Source organism: Synechocystis sp. FACHB-383 (genome assembly GCF_014698605.1).
Classification (GTDB): domain Bacteria; phylum Cyanobacteriota; class Cyanobacteriia; order Cyanobacteriales; family Microcystaceae; genus Synechocystis; species Synechocystis salina.
Map to the genome: position 1 here is coordinate 1 of NZ_JACJTJ010000054.1, position 17,159 is coordinate 17,159.

Annotated in this window: 12 protein-coding genes and 2 pseudogenes; 4 read left to right on the forward strand and 10 right to left on the reverse strand. The window is 50.5% G+C overall.

What is annotated here, in order from left to right:
- Both H6G45_RS19655 and H6G45_RS17070 read right to left on the reverse strand, forming a co-directional pair.
- Window positions 1-100: pseudogene (locus tag H6G45_RS19655) on the reverse strand (IS630 family transposase); the annotation flags it as partial.
- 278 nt (window positions 101-378) lie between these two features.
- Window positions 379-2,685, reverse strand: coding sequence for a DUF1254 domain-containing protein (locus H6G45_RS17070; RefSeq protein ID WP_199309835.1), 2,307 nt, complete (start codon window positions 2,683-2,685; stop codon window positions 379-381).
- A 1,320-nt stretch (window positions 2,686-4,005) separates the two neighbouring features.
- On the opposite strand from H6G45_RS17070, the gene glyA reads away from it, so the two are divergent.
- A complete protein-coding gene (glyA, locus tag H6G45_RS17080; protein WP_190599610.1) occupies window positions 4,006-5,289 on the forward strand; it encodes a serine hydroxymethyltransferase in 1,284 nt (427 codons plus the stop codon).
- Between the two features lie 3 nt (window positions 5,290-5,292).
- Here glyA and H6G45_RS17085 read toward each other — a convergent pair whose 3' ends face one another.
- A complete protein-coding gene (locus tag H6G45_RS17085) occupies window positions 5,293-5,862 on the reverse strand; it encodes a plasmid pRiA4b ORF-3 family protein (protein ID WP_190599599.1) in 570 nt (189 codons plus the stop codon).
- A 166-nt stretch (window positions 5,863-6,028) separates the two neighbouring features.
- On the opposite strand from H6G45_RS17085, the gene dnaK reads away from it, so the two are divergent.
- Both dnaK and H6G45_RS17095 read left to right on the forward strand, forming a co-directional pair.
- The gene (dnaK, locus tag H6G45_RS17090; protein WP_190599600.1) at window positions 6,029-8,350 is read left to right on the forward strand and encodes a molecular chaperone DnaK; all 2,322 of its coding nucleotides are present in this window, start codon (window positions 6,029-6,031) and stop codon (window positions 8,348-8,350) included.
- Window positions 8,351-8,457: 107 nt separating this feature from the next.
- Window positions 8,458-9,375 (forward strand): J domain-containing protein, encoded by a 918-nt coding sequence (locus tag H6G45_RS17095; protein WP_190599601.1) that lies wholly within the window; start codon window positions 8,458-8,460, stop codon window positions 9,373-9,375.
- 78 nt (window positions 9,376-9,453) lie between these two features.
- On the opposite strand, the gene H6G45_RS17100 is transcribed toward H6G45_RS17095, so the two are convergent.
- A complete protein-coding gene (locus H6G45_RS17100) occupies window positions 9,454-10,305 on the reverse strand; it encodes an alpha/beta fold hydrolase (RefSeq protein ID WP_190599602.1) in 852 nt (283 codons plus the stop codon).
- Window positions 10,306-10,459: 154 nt separating this feature from the next.
- Between H6G45_RS17100 and H6G45_RS17105 the strand changes: the two genes are divergently transcribed.
- Window positions 10,460-10,903 (forward strand): hypothetical protein, encoded by a 444-nt coding sequence (locus H6G45_RS17105; protein ID WP_190599603.1) that lies wholly within the window; start codon window positions 10,460-10,462, stop codon window positions 10,901-10,903.
- Here H6G45_RS17105 and H6G45_RS17110 read toward each other — a convergent pair.
- The 6 genes and pseudogenes from H6G45_RS17110 to H6G45_RS17135 all read right to left on the reverse strand — a co-directional run.
- Window positions 10,900-11,808, reverse strand: coding sequence for a hypothetical protein (locus tag H6G45_RS17110; RefSeq protein WP_190599604.1), 909 nt, complete (start codon window positions 11,806-11,808; stop codon window positions 10,900-10,902). The two genes, H6G45_RS17105 and H6G45_RS17110, sit on opposite strands and share 4 nt — an antisense overlap.
- A 343-nt stretch (window positions 11,809-12,151) precedes the next feature.
- The gene (locus tag H6G45_RS17115; protein WP_190599605.1) at window positions 12,152-12,901 is read right to left on the reverse strand and encodes a phycobilisome rod-core linker polypeptide; all 750 of its coding nucleotides are present in this window, start codon (window positions 12,899-12,901) and stop codon (window positions 12,152-12,154) included.
- Window positions 12,902-13,088: 187 nt separating this feature from the next.
- The gene (locus tag H6G45_RS17120) at window positions 13,089-13,667 is read right to left on the reverse strand and encodes a phycobiliprotein lyase (protein ID WP_190599606.1); all 579 of its coding nucleotides are present in this window, start codon (window positions 13,665-13,667) and stop codon (window positions 13,089-13,091) included.
- 180 nt (window positions 13,668-13,847) lie between these two features.
- Window positions 13,848-15,062: a tetratricopeptide repeat protein gene (locus H6G45_RS17125; RefSeq protein ID WP_190599607.1), complete on the reverse strand. Its 1,215-nt coding sequence runs from the start codon at window positions 15,060-15,062 to the stop codon at window positions 13,848-13,850.
- Between the two features lie 218 nt (window positions 15,063-15,280).
- The gene (locus tag H6G45_RS17130; RefSeq protein WP_190599608.1) at window positions 15,281-16,267 is read right to left on the reverse strand and encodes a PhoH family protein; all 987 of its coding nucleotides are present in this window, start codon (window positions 16,265-16,267) and stop codon (window positions 15,281-15,283) included.
- 88 nt (window positions 16,268-16,355) lie between these two features.
- Window positions 16,356-17,159, reverse strand: a pseudogene (locus H6G45_RS17135) (cadherin); the annotation flags it as partial.

Here is a 17,159-nt window from a genome sequence, read left to right on the forward strand (position 1 = left end):
GACTAATGTTCAGTGTTCGGCAGACATGGCTTTTCTTCTCTCCTTTTTCTACTGCACTTACCGCTTTCTCTCTTAGATCTATACTGTAGGGGGCTGGCATCGCTTTTTTCCTAACTCTTTCCCTATATTATGTCCTAACCTTAGCAATCTTTGCTATAACCTTTTGCCCCGTGACCGTTGGCCAAACTCTAGTGGTGGAGTTGTGCGGCGGCAGACCAACTTGAACTCTCACAAATCATCTCCCTTCCGTCCGCACCAACGCAGGGTTGGGCTGCTTAAGGGAATCAAACTGCTATACAGAATGAATATGATGCATAACAGCAGTGCATTTCATCAGAGGCAAGATTGATTGTGTATCTCTAGTGTTGCCTACCCAGCTCACTCAACGGGCTGCGCCTCGGGAAATGTCCAGGTGCCGTCAAGGATTACGCTTTGCGGGCGGTAAAGGCGGACCATGTAGTTCCAGCCCGGTGTAATTGGCAGGCAGTTTGGGGTTTGCCCGTCACAGCCACCAAACTGGACGTTGACTGAGCCGTCCTCGGCCTTCTCCGCTGTCAGGTTATTGATCGAGTATGCGTTCGCTTCATTCTGCTCGAAGAACCCCTGGGCGTTATACACCGAGATCGACCAGAACTCGTCTACCGGAACTTCATTGACGGTCAGCCGATAACGGGTTAATCCATCATTGTTCTTCGGTGTGATGTTGAGATAGACGGCGTCTTCATCAGGGTTGCCGCCCCATCCCGATGCAGATCCGAGCAGGTACCGAACGGGATCGACCTCGTCCTCCGCACCGAACATCCGGTTTTTATCCGGCAGAGTATTGGCCAAAACGTTGAGCGCATCCCGGACTTTCTTTTGGCTGACCGGGTCCCAATTGGGCACTTCGAAGCTGCCCAAGCTTTCTTGCTCGACCTGAATCGTATCCTGAAGCTTGACAACCTCTTGGATGTCTGCCGGGTCCGTCTCATCGGCGAGGATGCGCACCGCTGTGATCACGTATCGCGTGCCGATGCTTTCTCGGGTGAGGGTATGCCGACCAGCGCCGTAGACCACCATGGGGGTGTAGTGGTCTTGGTTGATTACCTGCATCGACAGGAACCGCTCACCGGCATCGGGCAATGTGATCGTCACAGGCCCTGCGTCGAGGTCGAATACCGCTGCGGAGTATAAGGTATCGCGGTTCATACGGATGATGGTCTGCTGATCGATAGGTGTCGGTTGACGGATGTGCCCGAATTTTCCGAAGGCGTCAAATCCCCTGATGGTGTTAGCAAAGTAGGTGTCACTCTCAGCGCGGACGAAATTCTCGACCGTGACCGGTACCGTGGCTGCGGCATCAGCGTCAGTTTTGACTCGCTGCAGCGGCGGGGCCTGCCAGGTGCCGTCCAACGCCTCCTGCTGCGGCCAGTACAATCGCATAATCAGCAGAAACTCGCCATCGGGGGCAGGAAGCCAGTTTGATGCTTTGTCCTCATCCGGTGATTCATGCTGGAGGTAAATCGTCAGCCCGCCATCAGTATCTCGCGCCAGATCCGGAAGCATCGATGAGTTGATCAGGTAGCGATCAATGGGGTTCTCTACCAGTAAACTTTCTGGCAACTGGTAGATTGTGATTGACCAGAACGAGTTTACCGGGGGCAGTTGGTCAGGAGCAAAGCGAAGGGTATAGCGGTTCTCCCCCGTGTCCAGCTTGCCACCGTCGGCATCGACATAGTAGGCAGGATACATCGCCTCTTCTTTCGAGTTGCCGTAGATCCCCAACACGGCTGAGGCCATGCGACCAATGTAGTTGTTAGCCATAAACTCCCGGGTGCCGTAGCCGTCGTTGGCCGTTAGAATGCCGGTATCCAGCTGGGTTCTCTTAAACTCAGCAAACTCCTCCCAGGCATCAGCCATGCCATCTTCCAGGGCCTGCTTCATTTCTGGGGACAGTTGTGATAAGTCTAAGGGACTGTCCGGGCCAATGCCGATTTGGGCAAAGCGTGACATCAGCTCTACCTCGGAGGGGTGGGTGGGACAGAACTGGAGCAGGAAGTTCAACACGTTAAAGAATTCGAGTGACGTGCGTTCCTCTTGAGGGGTAAGGGGATCAATAAAATCAATATCCGACGCAGCGGCTGGGGCAGGCTGGTTGAGAAAGGCAGATAGGGGCTGGACTTTATACCCCGCCTGTACCTGCTTAACGTTGTCAATATCGTCGGCATCGAAGAGCTGGGTGCGGAACTGGACCCAGCCAATCTCTGTCTCGGAGCGAATTACAGCTTTGATGCCTGGGGGTGTCTGCCCCGACCAGCTTGGGCCAGCCAGCAGGAAGCTGCCCGCTTCGTTCCCCGTTGCACGGCTGCCCACATAGGCATAGTTGAAGGTGTATAAATCGATAAATTGGAGCGAGTAGTAGCGGTCCACTTCAACAGCGGGCACGGTAATGACCAGCGGCTCAGTTCGCAGGTCGGTGCCAATCTGGGAGTACGGGGTGTCGGAGTTGGGGGTCTGGATGGTGCGATCGTCCGGCGTGAAGACGCGGGCCTCGTTGTGAATCTCGTTCCAGGGGGCCTTAAACTCTCGGCCGTCCCGATCCACAAAGAAGGAGTGCATGACGCGGTAGTTGTCTACTAGCGGGAAGCCATAGATGTAGGCTTCCTTGGCGATCGCGCGGGCTTCAGCCGGGGTGAGGTTATCCATGGCAGACTGCCCTTGAGCAATGAGTTGAATGGGCTGAGGGCGCGTTGGAAAATTGTCCGGGGATTCATTGAGCGGCACGGAAGTAAGTCGACCCGCCGGCATCTCATACGAAGCATGGGATAAGAGTGGACTGCAAAGGATAAGAAGCACTCCAGAAAGAAGCGCAAGCAAAATCAGCTCAATCGTTCTTTTGGACATCAGCCACCCCTATCTATATTAATTTCTCAATTTGCCTAGCTTGAACGTTGGGACCATAGCATATCTTTGGAGGCTGGTAAAGCCGCTTCGACAACATTGAACTAGCAGCCCAACTGCTAATCATACTGACATTTTCTGGATAGTCAACTCCTAGAGGGGAAGAAACAGAAACTTTCTGAATAATCCCCCTGTAGAGAATGTTACCCAGAAACTTTTCGTATATTTTCCGACGATAAACAAAAAAATTCGGGCTAACATAATCAGTAGTCATATTATTCAGAAATATTCTGAATATCGCCCGATGGACAAACCCCCTAAAAAGCTCATTGAACAAGTCCGCGATGTCATTCGTCTGAAACATCACTCTTACAAAATCGAAAAAATTACGTTAATTGGATTAAACGCTATATTTTCTTTCATAACAAATGCCATCCCAAAACAATGGGGGAAAAGAAATTGAAGGATTTTTAACCTATTTTGCTGTTGAGGAAAATGTTGTTGCTTCTATTCAAAATCAGGCTTTGAGTGCTGTTTTATTCCTGTATAGGGAAGTCCTTAAACAACAATTAAACTTGCAGATAGAAGATTTTGGCAGAAGACAATCTCCCCATTGTTGATGGTGATTTTAACGTAGAGGTAATTCTGTGAAAAGATCGGCAATAATCCGTTTAAATACCTAAGTATTATTTGAGATTTAAGCCCTGAAATAAAATCAACTTTCAGATCAACAATTGAATGAATTTCTGGCTTATTTAAAAACTTTGCCTCAATAAATTATGATGTATGATCATCAACTATTGCTTGCCATTTTTTCTTACAAACGAATCTAATTTTTTTTAGACAGAAGTCAACTACAATCAAAACAAGTGTTTTATGGTAAATTTAACTTTGCTACCTTGACAATGTTGCCCATAAACCGACGCCAAGAATCGTGCAGCTTAATTTAACGCATTGTTGAAAGCGTTCCAGGTCGCCTTTTACCGTTGTGGGTTGACGGAAATGGTTGACGTTTTAACCTTTGGCCCCGTGGCCGTTGGCCAAACTCTAGCGGTGGTAAACTTAATAAATATTCAAGAAGCGCGGTGCTTTCCGCCCCCAGCACTGTTTACAGGAAGATTAGACGTGAATCAAACCAACCTCGACTTTTTAGCCACTAGTGATCCAGCCCTTGCGGCCATCATTGACCGGGAACTGCAACGGCAACGCACCCACATTGAACTAATTGCCAGCGAGAATTTCACTTCAGCGGCAGTAATGGCGGCCCAGGGTTCCGTATTGACCAATAAATACGCCGAAGGTCTGCCCGGTAAACGCTATTACGGCGGTTGTGAATTTGTGGACCAGGCGGAAAGCTTAGCCATTAGTCGAGTGAAAGAATTGTTCGGGGCGGCCCACGCCAACGTCCAACCCCACTCCGGAGCCCAGGCCAACTTTGCCGTCTTTTTAACCCTGCTCCAGCCCGGCGACACCATTATGGGCATGGATCTTTCCCACGGTGGTCATTTAACCCACGGCTCCCCCGTCAATGTCTCTGGTAAATGGTTCAAAGTTGCCCACTATGGAGTGGAAAAAGAGACTGGTCGGTTGGATTATGAAAAGATTCGCCAACAGGCCTTGGAAGTTAAACCCAAATTGCTCATTTGTGGCTACTCCGCGTACCCCCGGCAAATTGAGTTTGATAAATTCCGGGCGATCGCCGATGAGGTGGGGGCATACCTAATGGCGGACATTGCTCACATTGCCGGTTTAGTGGCCTCAGGACACCATCCCAGTCCGTTGCCCTATTGCGATGTAGTTACCACTACCACCCATAAAACCCTGCGGGGACCCCGGGGGGGTCTCATCATGACCAATAACGAAGAATTGGGCAAAAAGTTAGATAAAGCGGTTTTCCCCGGTACCCAAGGCGGTCCCTTGGAGCACGTCATTGCCGCTAAAGCGGTGGCCTTTGGAGAAGCCCTCAAGCCAGAATTTAAGGCCTACTCCGGCCAAGTGATTGCCAATGCCCAAGCCATGGCGGATCAATTACAACAACGGGGTTTTGACCTGGTTTCTGGTGGTACCGATAACCATTTAATGTTGGTGGATCTCCGTTCTATCTCCATGACCGGCAAGGTGGCGGATCAACTATTGGGAGAAATCAACATCACTGCCAATAAAAACACCGTGCCCTTTGACCCAGAATCGCCCTTTGTCACCAGCGGTTTGCGCCTTGGTTCCCCCGCCATGACCACCAGGGGGATGCAGGAAAATGAGTTCCGCACCATTGCCAACATCATTGCCGATCGCCTGTTGTCCCCCGAAGATGAAGGTGTTAAGGCAGATTGTTTACAGCGGGCCGGTGAACTCTGTGCCCGTTTCCCTCTCTACGATCACCTCCGCATTCCCGTAGCGGCGATCGCCTAATTTTTAACATTCCCGGAGGCATTCATTAATCCTTTTAAGACTGACCTCCTGGGGATCAAAATTTCCCCCCAACCATTCCAATCGATCCTCGCGTTCAGGATGTTGGGGGTCTTGGAGAATCTCTAACAGTTCTTCATATCCCCAAATACCGCCGCAGTCCTCCGGGGGGCAGGCCCGCACTGCTTTCAAACAAAATGGGTAGTGCCGGTCTTCTTGCCGGGGGAGAATTTTTTCGACCAGGATTTCGTGGTACCAATCATCCCCGAAGTCATAGACATAGCGAAACTTGTATTTTTCGGCCAGATTCAAGCCCGACAACTTCACCTTACTTTCATCTTCGTAATCCGTCTCGTCTATGTAGGGGTCTATTGGGCCATATTCCTGGCCGTCAACGAAAAAAGAGTGGAGATGGTAATTAAACCAGCCCATGGAATCTTGGATGATGTTATGTAATTTATTCAAAGTGGTGTCACTGGGCACCTGCACCCTCCGCCAAATGGGAGGCTTGGCCCCCAACAGGGAAATTTTTAGCTGATAGACTGTGGCATCAGCACCTTGTTTTTTTCCAGCCATGGCTTGATAGTTAGGTAACTAAAACTCTTTGAGCGATCAAATGAAGTCTACTCGACCACAAGGGCATCTCCCCCACCTTCTATAATGGTCTGGCAAGGGCCTAGCACCACTAAATATTAAATGCAGATTAATTGCCCTCCCGAACTTTGGGAGTAAAGAAAACAACATGGGAAAAGTCGTCGGAATTGACCTTGGAACCACCAACTCAGTTGTTGCCGTTATGGAAGGCGGCAAACCCATTGTCATTGCCAATGCGGAAGGGATGCGCACCACCCCGTCTGTGGTGGGTTTCAACAAAGAAGGGGAATTGGTGGTGGGCCAAATGGGCCGGCGACAAGCGGTACTCAACCCCCAAAACACATTCTATGGCGTGAAACGCTTTATGGGGAGACGCTACGCCGATCTTACCCCCGAATCTAAGCGAGTAGCCTATACTATCCGTCGCGATGACCGGGACAATATTAAGGTCCGTTGTCCTCGGCTGAAAAAAGACTTTGCCCCGGAAGAAATTTCGGCCATGATTTTGCGTAAGTTGGCCGAAGAAGCCAGCCGTTACCTGGGGGAAAAGGTTACTGGAGCAGTGATTACGGTGCCCGCCTACTTTAACGACTCCCAACGGCAGGCCACCAGGGATGCGGGTAAAATTGCCGGGTTGGAGGTGTTACGGATTATCAATGAACCCACCGCCGCTTCCTTGGCCTACGGGTTAGACCAGGGCAGAATGCAAAAAATCCTGGTGTTCGACCTCGGTGGCGGTACCTTTGACGTTTCCGTGTTGGAAGTGGGGGACGGCATCTTTGAAGTTAAGGCCACCAGCGGCGACACCCAATTGGGCGGTAATGATTTCGATCGCCGCATTGTGGATTGGTTGGCAGAAAAGTTTTTAGAAACGGAGAAAGTGGATTTACGGCAGGATCGCCAGGCCCTGCAACGGTTAACGGAGGCGGCGGAAAAAGCCAAAATTGAACTGTCTGGGGTCAGTACCACGGAAATTAATTTGCCCTTCATTACTGCTACGGAAGATGGGCCTAAGCATTTAGAAACCCAATTGAGTCGTTCTGAATTTGAAGACTTGTGCGGTGATCTGGTCACCCGTCTGCAAAGACCGATCAAACGAGTATTGAAGGATGCGGGCTTAAGTCCAGTACAAATCGATGAAGTAGTGCTGGTGGGGGGAGGCACCAGGATGCCCATGGTCAAGGGTTTAGTGCGCAGTTTCATTGACCGGGAACCCAACGAAAACGTCAATCCTGATGAAGTGGTGGCGATCGGTGCGGCCATCCAGGCAGGCATTTTGGACGGGGAGGTGAAAGACATTCTGCTGTTGGACGTAACGCCCCTTTCCTTTGGACTAGAAACCATTGGCGGCGTGATGAAAAAATTACTGCCCCGTAACACCACCATTCCAGTAAGGAAATCAGACATTTTTTCCACCGGAGAAAATAATCAGACTGTGGTGGAAATCCATGTGCTCCAAGGGGAAAGGGAAATGGCCAGCGATAATATTTCCCTCGGTCGCTTTAAACTGAGCGGTATTCCGCCGGCCCCCAGGGGAGTGCCCCAGGTGCAGGTTTCCTTCGACATTGATGCCAACGGTATTTTGCAGGTGACAGCGAGGGACAAAACCACTGGGCGGGAACAAAGCATCACTGTCCAAGGGGCTTCCATTCTGAGTGAAGGGGAAGTCAATCGCATGATCCAAGAGGCGGAAACCTTTGCTGCCCAAGACCGGGAACGCCGGGAACGGATTGAAAAACGCAATAGTGCCAAGGCGCTAACGGACCAGGCCCAGCGGCGACTCAAGGAAGTTACCCTGGACTTTGGCAGTGCTTTTACTGTGTCCTACCGCCGCCAAGTGGATGCCTTGTGCAGTGAAATTTTAGATAGTTTGGAAAAAGACGATGAGCGCAGGTTAGACCGGGCCCAGGCGGATTTGCAGGATGTGCTCTACGAACTTAACCGGGAAGTGCGTCTGCAGTATGACGATAAGGAAGAAGGCTTTTTTGAAGCAATTAAGAAAACCTTCACCGGCGATTTCGATGACGAGGAAGACTACTACAGCCGTCGCCCCGCTCCCAGGGACGATTATCGGGGGGGCAATGATTACGGTCGCTATGACGATTACAACTACAGCGCCCCTTCCCGTCGAGAAACTCCCGTGCCTAGGGCTGGCGCTGGTCGGGGGCCTTCCTTGAGCAAAGACTACCTTTCCCCTGCCTATGCCGATTGGGACCAAGCTCGAGTTACCCGTCAACGCCCCTACCGAGGGGACAGCCTAGGGGACAACTACGACGATCGCCGTTCTGGCCCCAGCCCCCAAGATGATTACACCAGAGGCGATCGCCAACAGGACTATAACTATCGGGAAAGTACCCCCAGTCGTTCCGGTCGAGGAGGCAATGGCCGCTATGGGGAACGGCCTGCCCAGCCTGGTCGCAATGCACCGTTGCAAAATGGTTGGGATGACGACGATGATGATTGGTTCTAAAATCTAAAGTCCTTTCACCAAAGGCAAGACAAACCGTCATGATTTAACCCTGTAACCTTGATCTAAGTTAGTTTGAGTGGATTGAGCGAGTATTTTCTGGCAACCCTATGGAACAAGTGCGGAATTATTATCAAATTTTGGGAGTTCCCCGCAATGCCACCACCGAAGAGATTAAAAAATCCTTTCGGAAATTAGCTCGTCAGTATCACCCTGATGTCAACCCCAACGACAAAACGGCGGAAGAAAAGTTTAAAGACATCAACGAAGCCTATGATGTCCTCTCCGATGAAAGCAAGCGTCGGGAGTTGGACAGCCGTTTATTTGGGCGGTTTCGCCGTCCCCCCACCAGCCGTTTTACTCCTAATAGTAACGGTGGGCGATCGCCTAATGCTAGCAATGGTCAATTTCGTACTGCCAATGGCCGGCCCACTCCCCGACAACCGGCGGAATCGTGGCAGGATTTTAGCGCCAACCGTCGCACAAAAGTGGTATCCCCGGCCCGCCCTGTGCCTAGGGATGTGGAAGCTAATTTGACTCTGCCGTTGGAAAAGGCCTATCGGGGAGGGAAGGAAAGAATTCGTTTGGAAGATGGCCGTTCTTTGGAAGTGGAAATGCCTGGGGGCATGGGGGATGGGCAACGGATTCGCCTCAAGCAACAAGGCATTAACGGCGGTGATTTATATTTGAAAATTAACCTTTCTCCCCACCCTTTATTTACGCTCCAGGGTACGGACATTGCTTGCCAAGTGCCAGTGACCCCCAGTGAAGCAATTTTGGGGGGCGCTATTGAGGTAATGACCATTGACGGCCTGGTGAAAATGACTGTGCCAGCGGGATTAAAAAATGGTCAAAAACTACGTTTGGCCAAAAAAGGCTTTCCCAACAGTAAAGGCGATCGGGGGGACCAGTTGGTGGAAATTCGCGTGGAAATTCCCCCGGAACCCAGCCCAGAAGAGTTGGAGCTTTACCGTAGCATTCGGGAAAAGGAAACCTTTAATCCTCGGCAAAAGTTCTTTGACTTCTAACCCCTAGATTCTCCCGCTGTTCACAATCATGTTGAGCTTTATGATGACCAGTTTTGTCTGCCGCCAATGCTATCGCTTTTAGGTAATTTGTCTGCGGAAAAAGGTTTGTAGAGTTTCCCCGACTTCCTGGGGAAAATGCTCCTGGGGATAGTGTTTGGCTTCTGGTAATTTGACCAACTCCAGATGACTAGCTCCCTGCACTAACTGTTCAATGGGTTCCACCGGCAGCCATTTATCCGCCGTTCCCCAGATTAAGCAGGTGGGTTTTTGCCATTCTCCCCGCAGGCGATCGCCGATTTTAGCTAGATCATTGGAGGTGGGTAAGTTTTTGGTGGCGGCCATAAGGGCCCGACCGGCGGCGGAGGTTTTTAGCCAGGGTTTACGATAGATATTTAACCTTTCATCGCTGATGACAAAGCCACTGCCCCCCTCTAAAGTGCGGTCAATAATCAGGGGATCTTGGGTGACCATATCCCCCACCAGAGGAATAGTCCATTGGCGCATGGGCCAGGGTAACGATACGGGGGGAATAACGGGGGTGTTAAGAATAGCGAGCCGCTCAATTTGCTCTGGGTGGTTGAGGGCATATTCGACGCCCACTGTGGCTAAAAATCCTTGCACCACCAGGGAAATTTTGGGCAGTTCCAGAGCTTCTAAAAATTCTCCCAACGCCTGTTCATAGGCCGCTGTGGTGTAGGCAAAATCCCGTTTGTCCAAGATGTCAGAAAAGCCAAAGCCCAACCAATCCGGGGCGATCACCCTCAGACCCTTTTCTGCCAATAGAGGCATGACCCCAGTCCAACATAAACTTTGGCTCGGTAAACCGTGCAACAAGACGATGGGAGCGGCGTCAGTGGACTGGATTGGTTCAATCTGGCGGTAAAACCAGTGAAACTGTCCCACTTCAAGGGTCTGTTCGGAAATTTTCACGGAGGTTTGCTATCCTATGGAATCAATTCTGGGCCATTAATTTTCCCATTTCCTGTCCCCATGCCACACCCCATGGTTATTGGTCGTCAGGCTTATCCGATCCCAATCCAGCCCCTGGCCAAAGGTTAACTTTCCAGCAGGAGACATTTCGTCAATGAATGCGGCAGAACAAGCCATTGGAGTCGCCACCGCCACCAAAATCGCCGCCGTGGTGAACCTCTTTAAAGCCCAATTTCCCGACGCTAGGGCTGACCTTGCTCCGTGGCAAGGCGATCGCCAGACCCAAGCCCAGGTGGATCCCCACTCCATCGACATTGGCTTCCATCTGCCTGGTTGGAGTCCCCGCTACCAGAGCCGCAGTATCCTGGTGCAAATTCGTTTCCATCCAGACCCCGCCGACAAATCGCCTAAAATCATTGGCATTGAAACCGTCGGCATCAATCACCAAGGGCAAGCCTGGCGACTATCCACGGTGGACAACTGGCAGGTGGTGGGCAAATACCTCCCTGCCCAGGATGTGGGGGAAAAACTGCGCCAATTCACCCGCCAAGCCTTTGAGCTGTTCCAACCAGTTGATCGCCCCGGTGCCCCTTCCTAGCGCATGGATTGCACCCCGCTCCAACTGCGGCTGACCCGTTTACCGTAGGCAATTACTGCCGGAGCTTTGGCCGGTTGGACTTTTCCATCTAGAGCGACGCTAACCAAAGAATTCTCATCTTCTTCTTGGTCAAAATGGCTCACTTGAAAAAGCACCTGATGGGGATCCCCCTGATGCCAACCCAGTAAGGTGGCACTGAATTCCATATTAGTCTTGGGCATGGCACTGAGGGTACGAATATCTCCCCCCTGCCAGACCACGCCATAATCGCTAATGTCCGAAGAATTAAATGCCCCTTCCATCTGGCGGGCCAATAGGCGATCGCCTTCCTCAGACCAGGAAGCTGGCAAAAGAATGGAAATTACCCCCGCCATTTCCGGACTATCTTCCCCTACTTTTTGTAAGTAGCTGGCAATGGGGGAACTGGCCCGCACCACCTGCAACTTACCCGTCGCCAAATTTTCAACAAACATTACCCCCAACACCTTCGATTCGTAGGAATTGGGCTCCGCCCGCACCTCAATGCGACTGTAAGCTGCATATTGTCCCGAAGGAGAAACTAAGGCTGGACTGCGGTAGTAGCGCAATCCCGACCGTTGCTGTTCCGCGTAGTCCTGTTGGGTACGCACAATCCAACTCCAGGGCACCGGGTAGGGACTGTCCAAGGGATCCACTTCCCTGGTATCAGTCACATTGAGCAAAAAATTATCATCAGTAATTCCCACCGGGGTAAAGGGCTTAAAGCCATTGTCCAACAGTAACGGCTGGGGTTGATTAGGGGTTAAAGGGGTTAAATTAGCGGCGATCGGCGAATTAGCTAAAGCGGGGGTAGCAGTGGCGGCAATCATGAGCATGGCGGCGAGGGGAAGACGGGAACGCAGAGCACGGCAAATAGGGGCAATCATGGGGGACTCCACTCTGGGGAAATTACTACCACAACCAACATCAAACCCTAGGTCGGTGAGGAGTTGGCATTGGGGGCAAGTATAAGTTTTTAGTCTGGGATTATTGGCAGAGGTTCCATAATTGTTAGAAGACTTCACAATTTCCCTCACATTAGTTTCCGCCGATGGTTCGATTAAGTATTTACACTCAGATATTTGCTCAAAAATGGCCAAAAAAAAGGGACTAGCAAACAGTCCCAGCTAAAACAATTATTTGATTTTTCCGTTTAATTTTTAGGACAGAAAAATAAGTAACTATCCACGCCAGGAATGCACTAATCCTTCAACCCTCTGACCTGAGTGCCTAGCGACGGGGCACAGAAGCTTCGATGTTGATATTTTGGGCCGAAACCTTGGGAATGGTATTGGCGGCAGGGTTGATACTGCGGGCCATGCCCAGGAAATTCATCGGATTGCCAGCGGTAAGCTTTTTCTCCTGGGGAATAAAACGACGCACTTCGTTCTGCCAAACGATTTGGGGGAAGCCCAATTGGCGACGGTGGTAAGCATCGTACCGGGGAGATTTGATGTTAAAGGGCAATTCACCCGCTTCCCGACCGGGAAGGTTGCGACGACGTTGGTAGGGAACCGTGTCATAGCCAAAGTTGTTGAGGTACTCATCGCTGTTGAGAAGATCGTCAATCAACCCTTGATAGCCCTTGGTGGCGACCACAATGGACCAAGCGATTTTTTCCCGTTCACTGTAAACGTCCCGTCCTAGAATCTTCTGTACACAGTGCTCAACGAAGCGGTAGTTACTATTTTTTTCGTAGAAGCTACTGCGGAAGGTGTTGGAAAGCAACAATCCCCGCACAAAATCCCGTACAGTAATTTGGCCGTTACGCAGTTGGGACTCAAGGACTTTTTCCCGGTCCCACTTGAACGCATGGAAAAATATTTGACGATAGGTCGCTTCGATTAGGTTATCCATATCGCTGCTGGAGAGGATGTTTTCCGTGGTGAAAACAACAGGCTTCTCTTCGGAGCCAATTTCATAACCTTCAACCCTCACATTCTGACTTTTGGGGGCGTAGTTCAATAGGGGAAGAGCCAAGTGTAAACCTCCGTGATCTTAAAGAAGAGCTTGATAATGAGTTAGTTTAAATAATAAGGGGGAAGGGTCCTGATCGTTGGCAAATATTACAATTTATTACAATTTTTGTCCTCCCATTCAGGGTTGACCAAATTCCTTAGATGGCCTGGCAGGACAATCAAATTTTCCAGACAGGGGCTAGACGAGCCTACCAGCCGCAGAATTGTTCGTAGGCGGGGGAAGGGGAAGTTGGTACAGTGCTTTCCTCTTTGACCCGCATTTCCGTACAGTAGGTGGCGGTGTTAAAGCCCCCAAACCTTTGCACAGTACTGGTTCTGAGGCGCATATCTGGGTTGGCAAACCAGAACCTTTCAATGGTGGTCATGGTTTCATATTCCGTTACGAGAACTAAGGCTTCCTCTTCGTCGATGTGATAGCGACCGGCGATGGGCACAATTTCCGCATAGCCCCGCTCCCGCAGTAATTGTCCCTGTTGGGGATTGTCTTCGTCAGGAATGAGGGCAAATACCGTTGTTCCTTCATGGTTTTCATCCTCTTTATCCCAAGCCATGGCACTTTCCCAGCGGACGAAGGCTCCCCCCACGGCTTTGGCCGGGTCGCAGCTGTGCATTTCACAAATCTCGACAATCTTTTGATCATCAGCGCCCAGGGCTTCGACAAAAATTTCCGAGGTACCGGTTTCTGCTCGACGGAAGGCAAGATGATGGGTGGTACGTTGCGATCGCCAGTTGCCAGAACTATTGCGAAAGAATTCCATTGCATCCACGATGATTAACTCCTGAAAAACGAAAAAAGGTCAAAATATGCCAGTTTAAAGGTCCAGGTTTAGTCTGTTTCCCCCAAAGCCCCAGAGCGGGAAAATTAGGAACTTTTTCCTCCCATGGGCTGAGGGAGTGGGGTAACGGCTCCATTGTCTGAACCCGTAGGGTGACAATACCTGGACTAATTAAAGATTATCCAGCTTTTCTTGAGTCCGGTCACTGCCAGCAGTGTTGCCCTGGGCCTGGTAAAGTTTTTGGGCTTCCCCAAAGGATTTTTTGGCCAGGTCAATTTTTTCATCCACTGCGTAGGCTTCCCCCAACAGATAATAAAAGTCAGCGTTGCTGGGTTGGAGGCGGGTCAGATCCCGAAACACCCAAATGGCTTCAGCGGGATTGTCCAATTCTAAATACATGCGACCAGTGCCAATTTTAGCGGCGATCGCCGTAGGTTCATTGCGGAGAGCTTGTTTGTAGGCATCCAGGGCCCCGGCAAAATTTCCTTCTTGTTCCAGTAGTTCCGCCCAGGTGAGGTAGAGGGAAAAACTGCGCCAATCGGGGTTGAGGCGGGGTTCTAAAATGCGACGGGCTGCCACCAGATTTCCCTGGGCCAAGTAGGCTTTGCCCAACTGTAAATTGAGTTCAGGACGGTTGGGAAATAGTTTGAGAGCTTGACTATTGAAGGTAATTAACTGCTCGTACTCATTACTTTGCAGCAGGGCCGCCCCCATCATCACCGCCGCCTCTTCATTGTCCGATTGCAGACGATGAATTTCGTTATACATTTGGCGCACCCTACCATAGTCCCCCTGTTGGAGCATGATCACCCCCAGAGCAAGACGATACTTCACCGATGCTGGGGCGTTGGGGCCAAGGCTGATGGCGGTGGCATAGGCGCTGGCGGCTTCACTTAATCTTCCTTGGCGAGCATAGCTAAAACCCAAACCATCATAGTATTCGGGGTTATTAGGATTCACCCGCAAAGCCTGTTGAAAACTTTGGGTTGCTTCGGCAAACTGCCCCTGGCGGGCATAAAGATAACCCATGCTACCGAACAGTTCGGCGTTCTCCCCATCTAGGCTGGCGGCCTGTTGGTAAATGGCGATCGCCTGGGGGAAATTACCGTTATCCACATAGGCCTTACCCTGCCGCAGTAGTTCATTAAACTGCCTTCTGTCTTCGGTTGCTGACCGTTGGGCCAACTGAACCGGGGGAGTAATAATGGTGGCATTGGGGTCGAAACGGCTTTGGGCCAGGGCCCCAGGGGATTGGGCCGAAACGGCGGCACTGAATAATAGGGGAATTAGACCGCCTCCCATCAATAGTTGTTTTCCTGACCAGAGGTAGCGTAAATTCATCGAAAAACTAGTGGTGAAACTCCGCCCCAGGGGACGGCTTGGCATTTGTTAGCTTTTGCTTAATTTCATTTGGGGAATTAGACAAAAATCCTCGGTGAGCGGTTCATTCGCCCCCGATTTTACCTCACACCACATTGGCGATCGCCCTGGCCATGGCCACGGATTCACGCCCGAATCAGTGTACATCAAAGTTTTGTCCCTGGGAAAATTGCCCCTAGGTATGGCCTGGCTTTGGTTGGGAAAACCCCTTGGGGAAAAAGTCTTTACGGGGAAGACTTCGGGCTGGGCGGACCGGTACTTTCGGAGCGTTCGTAAGCTTCCACAATCCTTTGCACCAGGGGATGGCGCACCACATCCGCCTGATTGAGGTAACAAAAAGCCACCCCTTCCACATCCTTAAGAATGGTTTGGGCCACCTGGAGACCGGACTTTTGATGGTTGGGTAAATCCGTTTGGGTCACATCCCCAGTCACAATCATTTTCGAGCCAAAACCAAGGCGGGTTAAAACCATTTTGAGTTGGGCCGGGGTCGTATTTTGGGCCTCGTCCACGATGACAAAGGCATTGGTCAAAGTCCTGCCCCGCATATAGGCCAGGGGAGCCACTTCAATTTTGCCCCGCTCCATGAGGTCAGGAATTTTTTCCGGCTCAATGAATTCATACAAAGCATCGTAGAGGGGTCGCAAAAATGGATCCACCTTTTGTTGCAGGTCCCCCGGCAGAAAGCCTAATTTTTCCCCCGCTTCCACCGCTGGTCTAGTCAAAATCAGGCGATCGCATTCATTATTCAATAAAGCTTGCACCGCCAACACCGCCGCCAAAAAGGTTTTCCCTGTGCCCGCAGGGCCAATGCAAAAGGTGACGTCATGCTTTTGGATTGCTTTGATATATTGCCGTTGACGGAAAGTTTTAGCCCGGACAATTTCTCCCCGTCGGGTTTTGGCCAACACCGTTTTTTGTAGGGCCTGGTATTCCTCCTGTTTACCCGTATCTAGGGCATGGAAAGCAGTCATTAAATCCGGCCGGGAAATGGCCTTGGCGTTCTGCCAGTAGGGAGCCAGGGCTTGGAGCACTGCCATCACCCTGGCCACAGCTTTTTCGGTGCCGACCACCATCAGTTCTTGCCCCCGCAAAATCAATTTAGCGCCGGTGTGGTGGGCCAAATAGGTTAGATTGTCTTCTCCGCTTCCTGCCAAGGCGATCGCGCTGTCGGGGCTGGGCAATTGCAGGGTGGCGGTGGTTTGGGACATAAAGGGGGCAACTAAGGATGGGATTGAGTCGAGTATATGGCCTAGGCGACAGACCTTGCCATCTTTTGCTATTCCCACCGAAAACAGCCTACAGGCTAATGCCAAAAAGGCTTTCAACAGTGGCTATTTCGACTGGATTAGGGGTAAAAACATTGGAAGAAATCCAGTTCCAATTATTATCCGTTCGCCAAATTCCTATTTCGCCTGTGTCAAAATTTTGCCATAAAACTCGGTTGATATTTTCAATCCTTTCTGCTGCTAACGCTTGCCAACTGCCAAACTGATTCTCAAATGGTTCGCCTAAAAATTTAATGGGAGTCACCAAATCATCTCCGGGCTGAACATAGTAAGCGCCAAAAATTCCCTGTAAGAGACTGACTCCACCTTGATTTTCTACAATGGTGTATTGATCGCCAATGAGAAAATCTCCATTAATGTCTGTCCCAAATAACAATTCAGTATTAAAGGTTCTTGAAGATTTTATTTGCCATGTGTCAGAAGAAATCCAGTTCCAATTATTATCGGTGAACCAGATGCCAACCTCATCAGTAGCTTGGTTATACCAAAGCACTTGATTAAGTCCATCGATAGTTTCCGTATCTAAAATTTCCCAGTCTGCGGATTGTTCAACAGAGAATGGCTGATTTTGAAACAAAAGAGCTTGGCGAGTACCATCTAAAAATTGAGCAAAGAAAAAGCCATTTTCAATAATGGCAATATTGTCATCTGTGATTGCTAGCGTAATCTGTTGCTCCATAGCGGGATTAACGCCATCACTAGCAGTGACGGTGAATTTATAGCTAGATTGCGTTTCAAAGTCAGGATTACCAATTAACTTAACTTTCCCTGTTGTGGAGTCAATGCTGAAAGATGTGGCATCATCCCCTGGTTT